Raw genomic sequence first — 19,374 nt, 5'->3', positions numbered from 1 at the left:
GGCGGGACCCTCCCCTCTCTTGTGCGGACCTGACGGCTCGTGCGAATCCCCGGGCGCGGTGTTCAGACCGCCCCACCGCCCTGCGCACGCGCCTTGAGCCGGAACTCCAGCAGGGAGACGGCCTCCTGCGCGGCCGTCAGCGCGCCGTCGGCGGTGTCGGCCAGCGCCCGGGCGGACGCCAGCCGGGACTCGGAGTCGACGAGCGCGCCGACCCTGGTGCCCGGCTCGGCGAGCACCGCCACCTCGGTCACCCCCGGCACGGCCGACGCCTGGTCCGTGCCGACGACCTCCTCGAGGACGCCGGCCGTGTCGACCGAGGCGTACCAGATGGACGAGGCGCGCTTCGGCCGGTCCGCGGCGGTGAGGGCGGCCCGGATGCCCGGCAGCACCTCCTCGCCGAGCGCCTGGCGGACCGCGCAGTCGTCGATGTCGACGCCGGTGGCGTCCAGGGTCAGGTCCGGGATCTTGTCGCCGCCCATGCGGACGTGCGTCTCGATCAGCCGCGGGCCCCGGCCGGTGAGGACGACCTCGGTGTGCGTGGGTCCGTTGCGCACCCCGATGGCCTCGAGTATCCGCTTGACGTACGTCTCGACGTCCCGGCGCTGTTCGCCGGGGAGGTCGGCGGGCGTCACGTGGCCGAGCTCGACGAAGCTCACCGGGTCGGAGTACTTGCGGGTGATGCCCACCACCTCGTGCTCGCCGTGCTCGGAGAACGCCTCGACGCTGAACTGCGGACCGTCGAAGAACTCCTCGACCAGGACGCCCGTGTCGGCCGGGCCCGGCCCGCTCCCGCCGGCCCGCTCCAGGGCGGCCTCCAGCGCGCTCTCGGAGGTGACCTTGCTGACTCCCGCGCTGCCCGCGTTGGTCACCGGTTTCACGATGCACGGCAGACCGTGCCGCCGTACGAAGGCGCGCAGCTCGTCGAGGTCCCCCACCCGTGCCGAGGCCGCGCCGTCGATCCCCTTGTCACGCAGCCAGGCGCGCATGGCGGCCTTGTCGTGGGCCAGGTTCACGGTTTCCGGGCTGTGCCCGGGCAGGCCCAGCGCCTCGGCGATCGCCGCGTAGGGGTACTGGTCGGACTCGCCGAAGGAGGCGACGCGCGTGAACGGATCGATCTTGTGCACGGCCATGGCCAGGTCGATCCATTCCTGCACGGGGGCGTCCCTGCGCAGGCAGACGACGCGGGCGTTGTCACCCGGCGCGCGGACCCGGCCGATGTAGGTGACGTCGCAGACGACCGTGGTCCGGGTTCCGGGCCTGGTGCGGCGGATGCGAGGGGGGAAGTCGCGTCCCGGGCCCACGATCAGAACGTGCTCGGACATGTGCTGCCTCCTGGTGACGGGTTCGGGTTCGTGCGGTCCGCGGACGGGTGTCAGGCGGAGGTGTGGCGGGCGCCGCCCTCGACGTGGATCGTCTCGCCGGAGACGAACCCGGCCCGCAGCAGCCACATCACCGCGTCGACGACGTCGTCGCTCTCGCCGTGGCGCCCGACGAAGGTCTTGGCCGCGCTCTTGCTCAGCAGGGCGGCCTTGCCGTCGCCGAGGCGGTCCCACAGGCCCGAGTCCACGACACCGGGCGAGACGGCGTTGACCCGGACCGGCGCCAGGTCCGCCGCCAGGTGGCGCGCCGCGTACTCGACCGCGCCGTTGGTGACCCCCTTGACCAGGGACCCCGGCCCGGGCCGCCAGCCGACGACACCGGAGAACAGCACCATCGACCCGTTCGGCCGCAGCACCGGCGCGAAGTGCTTGGCCACCAGCATCGGACCGATCACCTTCGCCGTGAACGCCGCCAGCAACCGGTCGCGGTCCAGCTCGGTCGCGCGCACGTCGTGCGGTGCCGAACCGGTCGTGACGATGTGGTCGAGCCCCTCACCCAGCCGTTGTGCCGCGGCCTCGAGCGTCGACTCGTCCTGCAGGTCGACGCGCACCGCGGTGGCGCCGATCTCGCCCGCCAGCCCCTCGGCGGCGGACAGGTCGCGGGCTCCGACGACGACGTCGTACCCGTCCTTGGCCGCGCGCCTCGCGACGGCCGCGCCGAGCGCCCGTGCACCACCGATGACCAGGATCCGCTCCATGCGTCACACGCCCTCTCGTTAGGATCGGGGTACAACGGTATGGATTTGATACCGGTATCTTCAACGAAACTGGGGGCAGCCATGGGCAGGGCGTACAACGTGATGGCAGCGACCTGCCCGAGCCGCACGGTGCTGCAGCGCATCGGCGCCCGGTGGACCGTGTTCGTCGTCAACGCCCTCGACGGCGGACCCCGCCGCTTCGGCGAACTGAAGACGCACATCCGGGGCATCACCTCGAAGGCGCTGACCGAGACCCTGCGCTCGCTGGAGGCCGACGGTCTGATCAGCCGCCACGAGTACGACGAGAACCCGCCACGCGTCGAGTACGCCCTGACGCCGCTGGGCCGCTCCCTGCTCGTCCCGCTGCGTGCCGTACGGCTCTGGGCCGAGGAGCACGTCCCGGACATCGAGACGGCGCGGGCCCGCCGGCCGGCGCCCTGACCCGAAGGACAGCGATGACCGGACACGACCGGCCGTCCGCGGGCTTCGCCCGCGCCCAGGACGGCACCGCTCTGGCGTACCAGCACCGCGGGGAGGGGCCACCGCTGGTGCTCCTCGCCGGGCAGGCGAACGACCACCACTGGTGGGACGGCGTGCGCGACGACTTCCACGGCGTGCGCTCCACGCTCACCCTGGACCTGCGCGGCACGGGCGACAGCGGCAAGCCCGAGGGGCCGTATTCCATCCGGCAGTTCGCGGACGACGTCGTCGCGGTCCTGGACGCGCTCGGTGTCGCGCGCGCCGACGTGTACGGCACGTCGATGGGCGGCCGGGTCGCGCAACTGCTCGCCGTCCACCACCCGGAGCGGGTCCGCAGGCTGGTCCTGGGCTGCACCTCACCGGGCGGGCCGCACGCCGTGGAACGCGACGCATCGGTACGGCGGTCCCTCGCACAGCCGGACCCCGAGGCCGTGCGCCGGGCGCTGACGGACCTGATGTACTCGCCCGCCTGGCAGGCGGCGCACCCCGGCCCCTACCGAACCCTCGGGGACCCGAGGATGCCCGCCCACGCGCGCCGCGGCCACCTCGTCGCCAGCAACGGGCACGACGCCTGGAGCGAGCTGCCGCGCATCACGGCACCCACCCTGGTCCTCCACGGCGACCAGGACCGGCTGACCCCCGCGGACAACCTCCGGCTGCTCGCCTCCCGGATCCCCGGCGCCCGCACCCATCTCTTCCCGGGTGCCCGGCACGCCTACTTCGAGGAGTGCCGGGACGAGGCGGGGGAACTGGTGCGGAGGTTCCTCGTCGAGGAGGGATGACGCCCGGCGACGGTGCCCCGCGGCGGGAGCGGCCCGGCCGCGGGCCGTTCAGAGGCCCGAGTACAGGGCGTAGAGGGCGGCCTGAGTGCGATGGGTGGCGCCGATCTTCGCGTAGATGCTGCTGAGGTGGTTCTTCACGGTCTTCTCGGAAATCTCCAGGTTCCGAGCGATGAGCCGGTTGCTCAACCCCTGGGCCAGTAAGCTGAGTACGCCTTGCTCGCGTGCGGTGAGGGCGGGGGCGGCGGGAGCCGCTTCGCCGGGGTCGGTCAGGCCGCTGTGCCGGGCGTAGAGGGCCGCCTGGATCCGGTCGGTGGCGCCGATCTTGAGGTAGATGCTGCTGAGGTGGTTCTTCGCGGTCTTCTCGGATATCTCGAGTCTTCGAGCGATGAGCCGGTTGCTCAGCCCTTCGGCCAGCAGACGGAGTACGTCCAGCTCCCGGCCGGTGAGTTCTACGACAGTTGCCTGTTCCACGTCCTGTCTCCTCCTTGGGTCTCCCGACGGGCATGAGAAAAAACGTCCACGGTCATGGGAGGCGGCCCTGCGCCCTGCTCGACCGGGCCGGGTTTCAGGCAACGGGAAGCGCCGCTAAGCGTTTCGGCGCCCGCGGATCGGCATAAAACGCGCATGGGCATGACGGCATTGAAATCCCCCCGTTTTGAACAATTCAAAACACCGCAAGACATAAAGCCAAGGCCGTGAAGCACCTGCGGCGCGACGGTCGACACACGTCGCGGACCGGCGGCCCGGGCGCCGCGAACGCGGGGTTCATACGGCGTCCGGCGCAGGACTCGCCGGCCCCCTCAGGGGCCCCGGCGCAGGACGCGCCGTTGCTGCGCGAGCCGCCGCCACGCTCGCAGCGCAGGCGGGGTGGGCCGAAGCCGGTCGGCCGGAAGGGGACGAGGGACCGCACACCGGACCGGACCGCCCGGCCGGACCCCGCGGCGGAGCGCCTCCCGGACGGCGCGGACCGCCGTCCGGCCGTGCACGCTCACCTGCCCACCGCACGCAAGCACGGCCTCTCCCCCCGTCATCCGCGACCTGTTCGCCGGACACCGCTGGGCCTGGTGAGCAACAGCGTCCTGTCCTGATGCCTTACGACAAGGCACAGGGCGAAACTGATCAAGCGTGGATTCAAAATTTACATGCCAGCGCGACTAATTGGCCAGTGATTCCCAGGAAAATATCGCCCCGCACCGGCCAAGGCAAAGGATAAGTAAAATTCGGATGCCGGATCAGCAATTCACCAAACGCACCTTTGACGGCGCTCCCCTGGAGTGCGGCCACACCCGCAGCCGTATTCGGGAACGCCGGAGCACGTGGGGCCGTCACACGGCCGGCTTCACACCAGCCAGTCCCCCGCGATCTTCAGCAGGCGGTCGTTCGCCCCGGGAGCGCCGATGGTGATCCGCACCCCCTCGTCGCCGAAGGGGCGCACCATGATCCCCGCCGCCTCGCACGCGTCGGTGAACGCCCGCGCACGCGCGCCGAGGCGCAGCCAGACGAAGTTGGCCTGGCTGTCGGGAACGATCCAGCCCGCGGTCCGCAGTCCACGGGTGACCCGGGCGCGCTCGGCCACCAGGGTCCGCACCCGCTCCAGCAGTTCGGGGCCGGCTGCGAGCGAGGCCCGCGCGGCGGCCTGGGCGATGCCGCTGACGCCGAACGGCACGGCGCAGGCCCGCAGCGCGGCCGCGACCGGCGGATGCGCCACCGCGTAGCCCACACGCAGGCGCGCCAGCCCGTACGCCTTGGAGAAGGTGCGCAGAACGGCGACGTTGGGCCGCTCGCGGTACACCTGGACGCCGTCGGGCACCTCGGGGTCGTCGACGAACTCGCGGTACGCCTCGTCGAGCACCACCAGCACGTGGCCGGGCACCCGGTCGAGGAAGCGCTCCAGCTCACCACGGCGCACGGCCGTGCCGGTCGGGTTGTTGGGGTTGCACACGATAATCATACGGGTGCGGTCCGTCACCGCGTGGGCCATTGCCTCCAAATCGTGCCGCTCGGCACGCAGCGGAACCTGCACCGCGGTTGCCCCGTTGGCCCAGGTGAGCTGGGGATACGCCTCGAAGGAGCGCCAGGCGAACAGCACTTCGTCGCCTTCGCCGGCGGCGGCGCGCAGCAGGTCCCGGGTGACGCCGAGGGAGCCGGTGCCGGGCACGAGATGCTCCGGGGGGACCGCGAGCGCGTCGGACAGGTCCGTGACCAGTGCCCGGCTGCCCGGGTCGGGATAGCGGTTGACGCGCTCCAGTTCCTCGCGCATCGCGGCGACGACCGACGGCAGCGGAGGGTAGGGGTTCTCGTTCGACGACAGCTTGTCCACCCGGTCGCTCGGTGCGGCTCGGCCGGGGACGTAGCGAGGCAGCCCGGAGACGTCGGCGCGCAGCCGGGGGGCAGGTGTGGCGGGCATCGGGGGAACTTCCTGACCGGGGGGAGCGGACGGTCCTGCGGTGGGGTGCGGTTCACCGGGCCGCGCGGGCCGCGCGACACGACGGGGCGTGCGGGCGTCGGTCGGGCCCGCACGCCGACGGCCCGGTCGAGGCCGGCCGCCCGTCGCGTCCGTTGCGTGTCCCGTGCGTCCCCGGCGCGGCGGTACGCGGACGGCGTACCGCCGGGAGGTGCCGGGGTCCTGGTCAGCCGAGGGCCGCGGCGGGCTCCTTCTCCTCCTCGACGGAGGTGGTCCGGACGCCCGCCTTGGCGAACTCCTCCAGGAAGGTGGGGAAGGACAGCTTGACGTCCTCGAAACCGGAGAACCGGTTGGCGGACTGCATCCGCAGGCCGGCCACGAACAGCGACATGAAGATGCGGTGGTCGCCCCAGCTGGACAGCGTCACGCCGCCGGGGTAGGTCTGGGCGCCGCGGACCAGGAAGCCGTCGCAGATCCCGTCGTCGTACAGGACCTCGATGTCCACACCCGCCCGGGTCAGTTCGGCGGCCATGGCCTCGATGCGCGACGCCTTGTGGAAGCGGGTGAGGCGCCCGCCGGTCACCCGCAGACTGCCCTGCACGTACGCCCCGAGGGCGGCGAGCGTGGGCACGATGTTGGGGCAGTCCCGCACGTCGACCTCGAAGTCGCCGCGCATGCTCCCCTCCGGGTTGTCGACGGTCAGCGACGAGCTGGCCCGGTCGAAGGTGACGCTCACCCCGAGCTGCTCCAGGATCGGGACGATCGCGAACTCGCCCTGCATGCTGTCGCCGTAGACGTTGGTCAGTACGGTCCGGCCGGGGAAGAGCGCGGCGGCGGCGAGCAGGTACGAGGCCGAGGTGTAGTCCTCGTGCGTGGTGACGTCCTGGGCCTGGTAGGCGGAGGGCTCCACCTGGTAGTGGCGCATGTCCTCCGACGCGGAGACCTTGATGCCGGCGTTGGTCAGGCTCGCCAGCGTCTGCCGGATGTACGACTGGGAGTAGACCTCGCCCGTCACCTCGATCTCCACCGGCCCGTCGGCCAGCGGGGCGGCGAACAGGATGGCGGTGATGAACTGGGAGCTGATGTCGCCCGGCAGCCGGCAGGTGCCGCCCTTCAGGCCGTGCCCCCAGTTGACGACCGGGGCCTGGTCCTTGCCGACGATCGACTCGATGTCCGCGCCGAGTTCGCGCAGCGCCTGCAGCAGGGGCTCCATCACGCGGTTGCGCAGGGTCGCGTCGCCGGTGACGACGACCGGCGAGGGCTGCACCGAGGCCAGCGCCGTCACCACGCGGAACACCAGGCCCGAGCCGCGGGACTGGATGACGCGCCCGATGCGCGGGGACGACTGCCCGATGCCCTGGATCTCCAGGTAGTCGTCGTGCTCGGTGATCTTGGCGCCGATGGCACGGCACGCGTTCTTCATGGTCTCCGTCTCGTCGCAGCGGAGATCGTTGAAGACCCGTGACGTGCCGTCGGCCAGTGTGCCGACCAGAATCGCCCGTTGCGTCTCCGGTTTCGAAGACGGGACGCGGAAAGTTCCGGAGAAGGAATCGACCGGATCAACCTTCAGTAGCATCCTCGTAATCTCCCGTTTCCCATCATGCGCCGCCCCACAACCTTTGCGAGCGAGGTCGCTCCGACGTCGGGGCGGCAGGTCGGAAAAGCTCGTCCTGGCGCACAACAACGGCCCTCCATCGGCAGTGGGGGGCGTAATGTGAATTCTGTTTCCCGGATGACGTGCGGGCAATAGGCCAATCTGCCCATGGCATTTACCGTGTTCCGCGGCCAGACCGCCGCCGGCCCGCTCAGGCCAGGAAACGGAAGTTCCTTTCGTAATAGACCATGGGAGACGCCGCGCGTTCTCCCAGACGGGTGTCCGACACCCGGCCGATCAGGATCGTGTGGTCCCCGGCCGGGTGCCGGGCGTACACGTCGCAGTCGAGTTCGACGAGCGCACCCGCCACGGTGGGCAGTCCGCCGGGCGTGCGGGACAGGCCCTCCGACGCGAACTTGTCGGTGCCCTTGGTCGCGAACCGCTGTGCCAGCGACCGGTGTTCGGGGCCCAGCACACTCACCGCGAAATGCCCGCAGGAGTCGAACGCGTCGAAGGAGTCGGCCGAGTTGGCCAGGCAGACCAGGATCAGCGGCGGGTGCAGCGACACCGAACAGAACGAACTCGCCGTGAAGCCGCGCGGCAGCCCGCCGTCGCCCAGGGTCGTCACCACCACGACCCCGGTCGCGAACCGGGCCATGGCCGCCCGGAAGTCCTCGGAACTCGCTCGCCGTACCGTCTCCGCCGTCACGGCAGCACCACATCCTGTCCCGTGAGATTCAGTCCGGTTGGGGAAGCCAACGGCCGGGCCGTGTCCCCGCCGTGTGCGGCACCGTCGACATCCGCAGAGCGGGAACAGGTCACCCCACCGCCGGGGCGGTGGGACGCGAATGGAATTCTGTGCCCCGTGTGACGTGCGGGCAATAGGTCCATGTGCCCATGGCGATTCCGGCCCGCCGTCCACCGCCGGCGCGGCCCGGCGGCCCGGCCGGCGCGGGAAGCGTCACCCCGCCGACCTCGCCACGGACCCCGCTCCGCCTTTGAAGGGAACCGGGCGCACGCGAACCCGCGGGACCGGGGCGCCGGGACCTAGGTCCTATTCTGACGACGCCGGTCCCATGCGAGGCTGTGGCAGCGCGAAAGGCGTCGGGGGCCGTTCCCGGAATTCCATTTCCGGCTCATTCTTCGGTTTTTCAAGGCCCACTGCCGCCATCAACCGGCCGCCCCGGCCGGGCACGACCACAAAGCCTGTGAACCGTGAGGACGACATTCATGTCCGGCGCAATCCTGTTCCTGACCCGCTGGCCCTTGTACGAGGACGAGCGGCGCTGGGAGAACCGCCTCGCCGCTCCCGGGGTCGTCTTCGACCCGGAGACCGACCGGGTCACGTACGTGTGCGACGAGGGCGGTCGCAGCGGGGTGCCCGCCGATGCCGAACGGGTCCACGTCGTACCGGACTTCACCGATCTGGACGGCGTGCTGGCCCTGGTGGACGCCGTCGTCCGCGACGAAGGACCCTTCGACCACGTCATCGGCTTCTCCGAGATGCTCCTCGACCTCGCGGCGACCCTGCGCGAGCGGTACGGCATCCAGGGCCCCGGCCCCGAGGAGACCGCCAGGTTCCGCGACAAGACCGTCATGAAGGAGACGCTGTCCCGGGCCGGCCTCCGGGTGCCGCGCTGGGCGTCCTGCCGCACCGAGGAGCAGATCCTCGCGGCCGCCGGGGAGTTCGGCTACCCCGTGATCGTCAAGCCGGTGCGGGGGGCGTCCAGCCAGGGTGTGCGCGAGATCGCCTCGGCCGAGGAGCTGCGGGCCCTGTGCGCCGAACGGACGCTGCGGGACTTCGAGGTCGAGGAGTTCGTCCAGGGCGAGATCCTGCACGTCGACGGGGTGGTGGACGCCGACGGCAAACCGCTGTTCCTGTGCACGTCGCGCTACGTCTCCACCTGTCTGGACTTCGAGCGCCTGGGTGAACCGCTCGGCTCGGTCTTCCAGACGGATCCCGGGGTGCGGGGCCGCTGTGAGGACTTCGCCCTGCGCTGTCTGACCGCGCTCGGTCTGCGAAGCTCCGCTTTCCACCTCGAACTCTTCGACACGGGCGATGAGTTGGTGTTCCTGGAGGTCGGAGCCCGGGTGCCGGGCGCCGACGTGTCGTACGTCGTCCACGACGTGCACGGCGTGAACCTGTTCCGGCTGTGGACCGACGTGCTGCTCGGACGCCCGGTGGACCTGCCGGTCCCCGACCCGGAACTGAGCGGCGGGTGGCTGATCGTCCCGGGCCCCCGGCCGCTGCCCCAGAAGGTCGTCAGCTCCACCCCGCTCCTGGGCGAGGTGCCCCACGTGTACCGCGAGTTGGTGCCGAGGGCGGGCGAGGTCCTGGTCTCCCGTCCCGGCTCGTACGCCACGCTCCAGGGCGGCCGTTTCCTCTTCCGGGGCGGCACCCAGGCGCAGATCGAGGCGGCCGTGCGCCAGGCACGCGCGCAGTACCGCCTGACCACCGAGCCCGTCGCGTAGGGCGCCCCGAACATCTCGTGCCATCGGCAATCGAACCATCGAGTCCGTGGAGGAAGACGTGGGTCAGTTGAGCCATGCGGAGCTGGTCGACAAGAACTTCGTGCTGTTCGCCGAGGGCTGCTTCGGACTCTTCACTAGCAAGATCGCGGCGTCGCTGATCCGCTACAACGGGGACCGCTGCGTCGCCGTGATCGACAGCCGGAAGGCCGGCCAGACCGTTCAGGACGTCCTCGGCTACGGTGGCGCGATCCCGATCGTCGGCCGCGTCGAGCACGCTCTGCACCTGCGCCCCGAGGTCATGATCATCGGCAAGGGCCTGCACTCGGCCGACCTGCCCTCCGGCTGGAAGCCGCACCTCCTCGCGGCCGTCCAGAACGGCCTCCACCTGATCAACTCGATCCACTACCGCCTCAACGACGATCCGGACATCGCCCGTGCCGTCCGGGAGAAGGGCGTCACCGTCTGGGAGACCAAGGACTCCCCGCCCGTTCCGCTCAACCGGGCCCGCGTCCTGGACCTGGACACCTGGGTCGTCCACACCTGCGGCAGCGACTCCAACATCGGCAAGAAGACCGCCGCCCTGGAGATCTGGAACGAGGCCAACCGCAGCGGCATCCGCACCGGCTTCGCCGCCACCGGCCAGAGCGGCATGCTGATCTCGGGCCACGGCGTCGCGGTCGACGGCGTGCCCGGCGACTTCATGGGCGGCGCCGTCGAGCAGGCCGTCCTCGAGGCCGCGGCCGGCAACGAGTGGGTCGTCGTCGAGGGCCAGGGTTCCCTCAACCACATCGGGTTCAGCGGCGTGGCCCTCGCCATCCTGCACGGCTCCCTGCCGCACGCCCTGGTCTTCTGCCACCGCCTGGGCGCCGAGCGCACCAAGGTCTGGGAGACGCCCATCATCCCCATCCCCGAGCTCATCCGCATGAACGAGGAGCTGACCCGCTTCGAACGGCCCGCCAAGGTCGCCGCCGTCAGCGTCAACAGCTTCGGCTACAGCGACGAGGACTACCGGCGCGAGGCCGAGAAGCTGGAGGCCGACACCGGAGTACCGGTCGTCGACCCGCTCCGGGACGGCGGTGGCGCCCGCCTCGTGGAGATCCTGCGGGCCCACCAGCTCGAGACGGCGCAGCAGCAGGCAGCCCGACTGCGCTGAGGGCGGTCCCGGACTTCGAGGAGATGCACCGATGAAGAGAGCGATCCTGCTCCTCCTGCACCTGGGAAAGTCGTACACCGAGGAGATCGCCGCGGCCGCCGCCGCGCTCGACGTGGCCCTGGTCGGCCTCAGCTCCCGGCCGGAACTGCCGGAGGTCCTCGACGAGACCCGCCGCCACCTGGCGGACTGCGTGGTCACCGAAGAGGCCGAACTGCACTCCGGCGACGTCGAGAAGGCCGTCCGCGAACTCTCCGAACGCGGCTACCGGGTCGACGCCGCCCTCGCCACCTTCGAGGGCTACCGGCTCCTGATGGCCGAGTGCAACGAGAGGATCGGCGCACGCGACTCCACCGCGGCCGCGTTGCGCCTCTGCCTCGACAAGTACGAGCTGCGCCGCTTCCTCTTCGCCGAGGGGCTGAGCGAGGTCCGGGTCAGCCGGCTCGCGCCCGGCGCGCTCCCCGAACTCGACTCCTCCGCCCGCTGGTTCGTCAAGCCGGTGCGCGGCGCCTCGTCCTTCGCGACCTTCGTCCTGGACGACGTCGGCGACCTGGCCGACCTGCCCGCGCTCCAGGAGCAGATGCGCGCCGACCGGCGCATGAAGGCGATCTTCATGGACCGGTACGACTTCCTCGTCGAGGAGTACGTCGAGGGCCCGGAGTTCAGCTTCGAGACCGTCGTCCTGGACGGACGGGTCCACCACCTGTGCGTCCACGAGAAGGCCCGCGTGGAACGCCTGCAGCGGACCACCCTGGAGGGGATGTCGGTCAGCCCGCCCGCGAGCATCGACCGTGGCCTCGTCCTGGAGGGGGCCGACCACGTCACCCGCTGCCTGGCCGCACTGGAGGAGCGCGGGCTGACCGCCGGCACCTTCCACATCGAGGTCAAGTACTGGGAGTCGAGGAAGCGCTGGGAGATCATCGAGATCAACCCCCGCATGGGCGGCAGTCTCATCAATCCCAGCACCCAGACCGTCACCGGGTGCTCCCTGCTCGACCTGTGGACCGAGTCCCTGCTGCTGCCCGACGGCGAGCAGGACGCCTTCTGCGACCGGCTCACCCGCGCGTCCCAGGTGGAGGCCCTGCGTACCGGCGCGCCCACCCGGGCGGCGGTGTTCCTCAGCAAGTACGGGGAGAAGGGGCGCACCATCGACGAGATCCGCTTCGAGCCGCCCAGCCGCCCGCCCCGGATCCTGCGCCTCCACGTGGCGGAGGGAACCGAACTCGACGCGTCCGACCGGGGGATCTGTCTGATGGACGCCCTGTGGGACGTGGCGGCGGACGACCTCGAAGCCGAGATCGCCTTCCTCGACCGGCATGCGACGGAGCACTTCCACGTCCGCTACCGCTGACCCCGCCACCGTGCCGGGCGGCGCCCACCCTGACCCTTCCGTGAACGTCCCTCTGCGAACCCTCTTGCGAAGGAGAACGCGATGAACCGCGTGAAGAACACCGGGATCGACCACCCGAAGCCGCTCTACAACGAGGAACAGAGCCGTCTGAAGAAGGCCGAACTCGACCGCTACATGGACAAGAAGATGGCGGAGTGGAAGGCCACCGTCCCCTTCGCGTCCCACCTGACCGAGCCCGAGCTGCACCAGGCGTACTACCGCCGCACCCTCATCGAGCACGTGTGGCGGATCCGCCTCTCCCGGGTCAGCCAGTCCAAGGCCATCTACAAGATCGCCCAGGTCTCGCCCAGGGCCGCCCGCGACTACGCGCAGTACCAGGCCGAGGAGATGCTGCACGACAAGCTGTACATCAGCGACGCCGAGGCGGCCGGTGTCACCGAGGAGGAGATCCTCGCCACCGAGCCCTACCTGTCCACCCGGCTCTTCGAGGGCTTCTTCTACTACGCCCTGGAGCACGAGTCGGCGCTCGCCCCGGTGGTCTCCAACTACCTGGTCGAGTACACCCAGGTGAAGCTCCAGCCGGCCATCGTCGACAACCTCCAGCAGCGGCTCGGCAAGGAGAACGTCAAGGGGCAGGCCGCCCACCTCCACGTCGACACCACCGAGGACCACTCCCAGGAGATGTGGGACATCCTCCGGCAGCTCATCTTCACGGAGGAGGACTTCCAGCAGGTGTTCAAGTACATCGACGACGTCCAGGAGATCCTCGCGATGTTCTTCCGGGAGATCTACGAGGACACCGTCGCCAAGCACCCGCAGGCCGCCGCGGTGTGACCCGCCCGTCCACGGCCCTCGCCGACGGCAGGACCGGCACGCGGGGATGCTCGCGCGCCTGAGGGGTGAACCCGGCGCGGGCTCCACGGGGACGCTCCGCGGTCCCGCCCCGCAGCCGGCGCGGGTCCGGCGGGCGGTCTTCGCCCGCCGGACCCGCGCGACGCCACCCGACCGCACCCCCGATGCCCAGCAGAGAGGAAACCGCGCATGTCCGCACCCGAGACTGCCGCGCTCGTCAAGGAGTACCGCGAGAACGGCTTCGCGGTCGCCGAGCGGCTTTTCGACCCGAACGAGGTCGCCGAGCTCAACGCCGCCATCACCGAGATCCTGGACGTCGCGGACATCGGCTCCGTCGCCGAGGTGGAGCCGGGCGACAACGGCATGGCCCGCCGGATCTGGTCGCCCACCAAGCAGCACCGCGCGTTCGAGCGGGCCGCCGCGAATCCCAGACTGCTCGACCAGGTCGAGGCCCTCATCGGCCCCGACATCCTGTTCCACTACAGCAAGCTCCACCTCAAGGCCCCGCAGGTGGGCAGCGTCGTGGACTGGCACCAGGACTTCGCCTACTACCCCCACACCAACACCGACCTGGTGACGGCCCTCGTCTACCTGGACGACACCACCACCGAGAACTCCGCCCTCCAGGCCGTTCCCGGCTCCCACCTGCGCGGCCTCGCCGACCACTACGTGGACGGCTTCTTCCGCGGCAAGGTGGCGGGCGCCGACGCCCCCGACCCGTCGCTCGCCGTGGCCATCGAGGCGCCGGCCGGCAGCGTGATCTTCATCCACCCCCTGCTCCTGCACTACTCCTCCCCGAACCGCTCCGACCGGTACCGCCGCGCCTTCCTGCCGGCCTACCGGGCGGCCGACGCCTACCCGATCCACTTCGGCGCGCACGCGGGCCACAACGAGGCCGGGGTGCGGGTGCTGCGCGGCAGCGCGTCGGACACGGCACGCGTGGAGGCCGGGGCGTGGCGCCTCCCCCTCGCGGAGCGCCCCTTCGGCTCGCTCTTCCAGCTCCAGGAAGGCGCGGAGACCGCCTCGGCGGCCACGGGGTACGCCACGCTGGAGGAAGCCAAGTGACAGCCCCGTGAGCGCGCCGGACGCGACGGTCGTCCGCGCGTGCCTGCGGGACGGCGCGGGCGGCAGTCCCACGGCAGTCGTGCTGGAGGACGACGCGGCCGCCCCGTCGCCGGGCGTCGAGGAGCGGTGCCGGACCGCCGTCGCCCTGGGCACGTCGCACGCCGTGTACGTGCGCCGCGCCGGCGACGCCGCCGAGCTGCGGTTCTTCACCGCGGTGGGCGAACTGCCCGCCTGCGGACACGGGACGGTCGCCGCCCTCGCCCTCCTCGCGGCCCGGCACGACGGTGCCGGGCCCTTCCGGATCACGCTCCGTGCCGGGGGGCGCGTCTTCGCGGGGCGGGCCGAGCGGCACGGCGAGCTGATCACCGCCGCCTTCGATCCCGGGCCCGTCGACCTGCGCGAACCCACCGCGCAGGAACACGCCCTCGTCCTTCCGGCCCTCGGGCTCACGCCGGACGAGTGCGGGCCGGACGTACGGATCGCCGGCGTGGGCCGCGCACGCGTGCTGGTGCCGGTCGCCACCCGGGCCCGGCTCACCGCGCTGCGCCCGGACCTCGACCGTCTCGGGGCGGCCTGCGACCGGTTCGGTCTGCTCGGCGCCTACGTGTACTCGGCACCGTCGCCCGGGGGCACGCTCGCGGCCCGGATGTTCGCCCCGTCGATCGGCGTCCCGGAGGACGTCGCCAACGCCAACGGCACCGCGTGTCTCGCCGCGCACCTGGCCGGCCGGGGCATCCACCGGATCGCGGCCGACATGGGCGACGCCCTCGGCAGCCCGGCCACCGTCACCGCCACGGCGGGAGGGGACCTGCGCGTCGACGTCGGCGGCGTCGCACGGGTCCCGACGCAGTAGCAGCAACAGATCCTGAGCCATCGGAAGGTGAGAACGTGGTCGCCAGTAGCTTGTCAAGCCAACCGCAGCCGGACTCGAACGAGCTGCGCGTGCACTGGAACTCGCCGCTCAGCGGCCAGCAGAAGGCGTCGGGGAAATACGGGACCGGCCGGCTCGACTTCGAGGGGATCGTCGACTTCGCGAAGGAGGCGGACGACCTGGGGGTCGACTCGCTCCTCATGGGGATCGGCTCCCACATGCCCGACCCGCTTCCCGTACTGGGCGCCCTGGTCCGCGAGACGCGCCGGGTCAAGTTCCTCCTCGCCTACCGTCCGGGACTGCTCTCTCCGACGCTCTTCGCCCAGGTGGTCAACACGGTCTCGTGGATGTCGGACGGGCGGATCTCCCTCAACCTGGTCGCCGGCACCTCCCCGGCCGAGCAGGCGGGCTACGGGGACTTCCTGGCGCACGACGATCGTTACGCGCGGTCCAACGAGTTCCTGGAGATCCTCCACCGGCTCTGGCGCGAGGAGGCCCCGGTGTCCTACCAGGGCGACCACTACCGCGTCGAGGGCGCGCGGCTGGGCCTGGGCTACAAGGACGGAGGCCGTCCCGAGATCTACATCAGCGGGGCGTCCGAGGTGGCCCAGCAGACCGCCCTGGACCACGGCGACTGCTGGCTGCGGTACGGCGACACCCCCGAGGGGCTGGCCGCGGCGGCGAAGCCCGTGCTGACGCAGGGCGGCCGGGTGGGAACCCGCATGCACGTGCTGGCGCGGGAGACCCGCGAGGAGGCGCTGGCTGATCTCGCCGAGCTGATGCGGAACCCCGACGAAGAGCACCGCAAGATGATCGCGAGCGCCGTGGCGGCCTCCGATTCGGTGGCCGTGAACACGTCCTTCCAACTGGCCGAGTCCGCGGAGTCCGACTGGCTCTCCCCCATGCTGTACTCCGGTGCCGTGGCCTACCGCGGCGGACCGGCCCTGTGCGTGGTGGGCAGCTACGAGGAGGTCGCCGCGTACCTGTACGAGTACAAGGCGGCCGGCATCAGCGAGTTCATCTTCTCCGGCTGGCCGACCCGGGACGAGATGCGGATCTTCTACACGCGGGTGCTGCCGCTGCTGCGCCGGCACGAACGCGCCGGACGGAACGGCTGAGGGTGCGGGGTGTCGGGGCGCAGGCGGTGCCGGACCGCGTCGACACCCCGTCCGCCCGTGCTCAACAATGAGCCATGACAGAGATGCAGAAGGGTCACGCGTCACCGCTCTTCCCCGCTCTCGCGGACACCGGGGCCGCCGCGGACCGGCCGGCGCTGCGGTTCGGCGAGCGTTCCCTGACCTACGCGGAACTCGCCGCCGCGGCGGGCGCCACGGCCGGGCGGATCGGCGGCGCCGGCCGGGTCGCCGTCTGGGCCTCCCCGGCGATGGAGACCGCCGTCGCCGTGGTCGCGGCGCTGCTGGCCGGGGTCGCGGCCGTGCCGCTCAACCCGAAGTCGGGCGACAGGGAACTCGCGCACATCCTCGCCGACAGCGCGCCCTCCCTGGTCCTGGCGCCCCCGGACGCCGAACTCCCGCCCGCGCTCGCCGCCCTGGAACGCGTCGACGTCGACGCCCGGGCCCGCGGGGCCGTCCCCGAGGAGCACGCCGACGAGGGCGACCCCGCGCTCGTCGTCTACACCTCCGGCACCACCGGCCCGCCCAAGGGCGCCGTCATCCCCCGGCGCGCCCTGGCGGCGACCCTGGACGCGCTCGCCGACGCCTGGCGGTGGACCGGCGACGACGTCCTGGTGCAGGGGCTGCCGCTGTTCCACGTGCACGGGCTGGTCCTCGGCGTCCTCGGCCCGCTGCGCCGGGGCGGCTCGGTGCGCCACCTGGGCAGGTTCTCGACCGAGGGCGCCGCGCGGGAGCTGAACGACGGCGCGACCATGCTGTTCGGCGTACCCACGATGTACCACCGGATCGCCGAGACGCTCCCCGGCGACCCGGAGCTGGCGAAGGCGCTCGCCGGGGCCCGGCTGCTGGTGTCGGGGTCGGCCGCGCTGCCGGTGCACGACCACGAGCGCATCGCCGCCGTCACCGGCCGCCGGGTGATCGAGCGGTACGGCATGACCGAGACGCTGATGAACACCAGTGTGCGGGCCGACGGCGAGCCGCGCGCCGGGACGGTGGGCGTGCCGCTGCCGGGCGTGGAGCTGCGGCTGGTGGAGGAGGACGGCACGCCGATCGCGGACCTGGACGGGGAGAGCGTCGGCGAGATCCAGGTGCGCGGCCCGAACCTGTTCACGGAGTACCTCAACCGCCCCGACGCCACCGCCGCCGCCTTCACCGCGGACGGCTTCTTCCGCACCGGCGACATGGCGGTGCGCGACCCCGACGGCTACGTCCGCATCGTCGGCCGCAAGGCCACCGACCTGATCAAGAGCGGCGGCTACAAGATCGGCGCCGGGGAGATCGAGAACGCGCTGCTCGAACACCCGGCGGTGCGCGAGGCCGCCGTCACCGGCGAACCCGACCCGGACCTCGGGGAGCGGATCGTGGCCTGGATCGTGCCGGCCGACCCCGCCGCGCCGCCCGCCCTCGGCACGCTGGCCGACCATGTGGCGGGCCGGCTCGCCCCGCACAAGCGGCCCCGCGTCGTCCGCCACCTCGACGCGCTGCCCCGCAACGACATGGGGAAGGTCATGAAGCGGGCGCTGGGCCATGACTGAGCGCCTGACCGCGCGGGAGTTCCTCGCCCTGGTCACCGACGACGCCACCTTCGCCGAACTCCCGCACGCGGACGGCCCGTGGCGGCCCGACGGCCCGCTCGGCTGGCCCGGTTACGACGCCTCGCGGGCCCGCGCCGCCGAGCGCACCGGCGAGACGGAGTCCGTCGTCTGCGGCACCGGCGAGATCGAGGGCACCCGGGTCGTGCTCGTCTCCTTCGAGTTCGGCTTCCTCGGCGGCTCGCTGGGCCACCGCACCGGCGACCGTCTTGAGGCCGCGTACGCGTTCGCTCGTGAACACCGGCTGCCCGTGGTGCCGTTGGTCGCGACCGGCGGCAGCCGGATGCAGGAGGGGATGCTCGCGCTGACCCAGCTGCAGCGGGTGGCCCGGCAGTCGGCGCTGACCCGCGCGGCCGGTCTCGCGCAGGTCGCGGTGGTGCGGGACCCGGCGACCGGGGGCGGCTGGGCGACGCTGGGCGCGGGCGCCGACGTGGTCCTCGCCCTGCCCGGCGCCCAGGTCGGCTTCGCCGGGTCGCGGGTCCGGCCGCCGGACGCCGACCCGGCGGCGTACACGGCCGAGGCGCAGGTGGCGGCGGGCAGCGCGGACGCCGTCGTGCCGCCCGGGGAGCTGCGCGCGACGCTGGGGCGGTGGCTGCGGCTGCTGACGACGCCGTCCGGTACTCCGGCGCCGGTGCCTCAGCCGCTGGGCGCGCGGGACCTGCCGGCCGGCGGCTGGGAGGCGGTGCGCCGGGCCCGTGCCCCCGGACGCCCGCGCGCGGGGGCGTACCTGGACGCCTACTTCACCGAACGGGTCGCCCTGTCCGGCGACCGCTGCGGCGGCCGGGACCCGGAGGGCATGCTGTGCGGCTTCGGCACGCACGCGGGGCGCACGGTCGCGTACGCCGCCCAGACGGGCGCGGCGACCCGGCCCGCCGGGTACCGCACCGCGACCCGGCTCGTCCACCTCGCGGACCGGCTCGGCATCCCGGTGCTGACCCTGGTGGACACGCCGGGTGCGGCCAACGACGCGGAGGCGGAGCGGCAGGGGGCGGGTCCGGCGATCGCGGACCTGTTCGGCGCCGTCGCCTCGGTGCGCACGCCGGTCACCACGCTGGTGATCGGCGAGGGCGGCTCGGGCGGTGCGCTGGCCCTGGCCGCGCCCGGCGCCACCTGGGCCACCCCGGACAGCTACTTCTCGGTCATCGCGCCGGAGCACGCGGCGGCGATCCTGAAGCGCCCGCCGGAGGAGGTGGAGGAAACGGCCGGTCGACTGCGCCTGCGTCCCCAGGACCTGGCCGAGCTTGGCGTGATCCGAACAAGCGAGCAGTTGTTCCCTGGAACAGGTGATCGTCGCTCTGGAGAGCACATGTGACTGCAGGGACCAACGATACTTACGGTGTGCAAGCAACGGGCTGCAGACCGTAGTTGACGCACAGTCCCCAGTAAGTCCCAGCGGGGCCCGGCGGGTCCCGCACATGAACAGCGCAAGGAGCTGCACGATCATGAACCTTCTCACCGACATCCTCGCCGGCCTCGTCCACTTCGTCGGCTGGCTGGTCTGACGGTCCGAGAACCCAGGCGGCGCCGCCTCCCCGTCCCAGGGAGGCGGCG

Annotated in this window: 18 protein-coding genes; 11 read left to right on the top strand and 7 right to left on the bottom strand. The window is 72.0% G+C overall.

The window, feature by feature from the left end; translation table 11 throughout:
• Positions 1–62: 62 nt before the first annotated feature.
• Positions 63–1,322 carry an ATP-grasp domain-containing protein gene (locus tag NI25_RS26980; RefSeq protein WP_061444919.1) on the bottom strand — a complete coding sequence of 420 codons (1,260 nt, stop codon included), beginning with the start codon at positions 1,320–1,322 and terminating at the stop codon, positions 63–65.
• Between the two features lie 50 nt (positions 1,323–1,372).
• Positions 1,373–2,077, bottom strand: coding sequence for an SDR family oxidoreductase (locus tag NI25_RS26975; RefSeq protein WP_061444918.1), 705 nt, complete (start codon positions 2,075–2,077; stop codon positions 1,373–1,375).
• Between the two features lie 81 nt (positions 2,078–2,158).
• On the opposite strand from NI25_RS26975, the gene NI25_RS26970 reads away from it, so the two are divergent.
• Both NI25_RS26970 and NI25_RS26965 read left to right on the top strand, forming a co-directional pair.
• Positions 2,159–2,518 carry a winged helix-turn-helix transcriptional regulator gene (locus tag NI25_RS26970; RefSeq protein ID WP_061444917.1) on the top strand — a complete coding sequence of 120 codons (360 nt, stop codon included), beginning with the start codon at positions 2,159–2,161 and terminating at the stop codon, positions 2,516–2,518.
• Positions 2,519–2,532: 14 nt separating this feature from the next.
• Entirely contained in the window at positions 2,533–3,339 is an 807-nt protein-coding gene (locus NI25_RS26965; RefSeq protein ID WP_061444916.1) for an alpha/beta fold hydrolase, read from the top strand.
• 48 nt (positions 3,340–3,387) lie between these two features.
• On the opposite strand, the gene NI25_RS26960 is transcribed toward NI25_RS26965, so the two are convergent.
• The 5 genes from NI25_RS26960 to NI25_RS26945 all read right to left on the bottom strand — a co-directional run bounded on the left by NI25_RS26960 (position 3,388) and on the right by NI25_RS26945 (position 8,046).
• Entirely contained in the window at positions 3,388–3,810 is a 423-nt protein-coding gene (locus tag NI25_RS26960; protein WP_061444915.1) for a helix-turn-helix domain-containing protein, read from the bottom strand.
• 660 nt (positions 3,811–4,470) lie between these two features.
• Positions 4,471–4,623, bottom strand: a complete 153-nt coding sequence (locus NI25_RS39515) for a hypothetical protein (protein ID WP_158508468.1) — start codon at positions 4,621–4,623, stop codon at positions 4,471–4,473.
• A 55-nt stretch (positions 4,624–4,678) separates the two neighbouring features.
• Positions 4,679–5,746 (bottom strand): histidinol-phosphate transaminase, encoded by a 1,068-nt coding sequence (gene hisC / locus NI25_RS26955; protein ID WP_061444914.1) that lies wholly within the window; start codon positions 5,744–5,746, stop codon positions 4,679–4,681.
• Positions 5,747–5,969: 223 nt separating this feature from the next.
• Positions 5,970–7,319, bottom strand: coding sequence for a 3-phosphoshikimate 1-carboxyvinyltransferase (gene aroA, locus NI25_RS26950; RefSeq protein WP_061444913.1), 1,350 nt, complete (start codon positions 7,317–7,319; stop codon positions 5,970–5,972).
• A gap of 229 nt (positions 7,320–7,548) precedes the next feature.
• Positions 7,549–8,046 (bottom strand): flavin reductase family protein, encoded by a 498-nt coding sequence (locus NI25_RS26945; RefSeq protein ID WP_061444912.1) that lies wholly within the window; start codon positions 8,044–8,046, stop codon positions 7,549–7,551.
• A 521-nt stretch (positions 8,047–8,567) separates the two neighbouring features.
• On the opposite strand from NI25_RS26945, the gene NI25_RS26940 reads away from it, so the two are divergent.
• The 9 genes from NI25_RS26940 to NI25_RS26900 all read left to right on the top strand — a co-directional run bounded on the left by NI25_RS26940 (position 8,568) and on the right by NI25_RS26900 (position 19,135).
• The gene (locus NI25_RS26940; RefSeq protein WP_061444911.1) at positions 8,568–9,809 is read left to right on the top strand and encodes an ATP-grasp domain-containing protein; all 1,242 of its coding nucleotides are present in this window, start codon (positions 8,568–8,570) and stop codon (positions 9,807–9,809) included.
• Positions 9,810–9,855: 46 nt separating this feature from the next.
• A complete protein-coding gene (locus tag NI25_RS26935) occupies positions 9,856–10,962 on the top strand; it encodes a DUF1611 domain-containing protein (RefSeq protein ID WP_199561035.1) in 1,107 nt (368 codons plus the stop codon).
• Between the two features lie 31 nt (positions 10,963–10,993).
• A complete protein-coding gene (locus NI25_RS26930; protein WP_061444909.1) occupies positions 10,994–12,310 on the top strand; it encodes an ATP-grasp domain-containing protein in 1,317 nt (438 codons plus the stop codon).
• An 81-nt stretch (positions 12,311–12,391) separates the two neighbouring features.
• A complete protein-coding gene (locus tag NI25_RS26925; RefSeq protein WP_061444908.1) occupies positions 12,392–13,144 on the top strand; it encodes an iron-containing redox enzyme family protein in 753 nt (250 codons plus the stop codon).
• 207 nt (positions 13,145–13,351) lie between these two features.
• Positions 13,352–14,227 (top strand): phytanoyl-CoA dioxygenase family protein, encoded by an 876-nt coding sequence (locus NI25_RS26920; RefSeq protein ID WP_061444907.1) that lies wholly within the window; start codon positions 13,352–13,354, stop codon positions 14,225–14,227.
• A 7-nt stretch (positions 14,228–14,234) separates the two neighbouring features.
• The gene (locus tag NI25_RS26915; protein WP_061444906.1) at positions 14,235–15,080 is read left to right on the top strand and encodes a PhzF family phenazine biosynthesis protein; all 846 of its coding nucleotides are present in this window, start codon (positions 14,235–14,237) and stop codon (positions 15,078–15,080) included.
• Between the two features lie 50 nt (positions 15,081–15,130).
• Positions 15,131–16,216, top strand: coding sequence for an LLM class flavin-dependent oxidoreductase (locus NI25_RS26910; RefSeq protein ID WP_061444905.1), 1,086 nt, complete (start codon positions 15,131–15,133; stop codon positions 16,214–16,216).
• A 74-nt stretch (positions 16,217–16,290) separates the two neighbouring features.
• Complete coding sequence (locus NI25_RS26905) at positions 16,291–17,766, top strand: acyl-CoA synthetase (protein ID WP_233520780.1); 1,476 nt, start codon at positions 16,291–16,293, stop codon at positions 17,764–17,766.
• Entirely contained in the window at positions 17,759–19,135 is a 1,377-nt protein-coding gene (locus NI25_RS26900) for a carboxyl transferase domain-containing protein (RefSeq protein WP_061444903.1), read from the top strand. The genes NI25_RS26905 and NI25_RS26900 overlap by 8 nt, the downstream gene beginning before the upstream one ends.
• Positions 19,136–19,374: the final 239 nt, after the last annotated feature.

This window comes from Streptomyces sp. CCM_MD2014 (assembly GCF_000772045.1).
GTDB lineage: Bacteria > Actinomycetota > Actinomycetes > Streptomycetales > Streptomycetaceae > Streptomyces > Streptomyces salinarius.
This window is presented reverse-complemented; position numbering and strand designations above follow the sequence as displayed.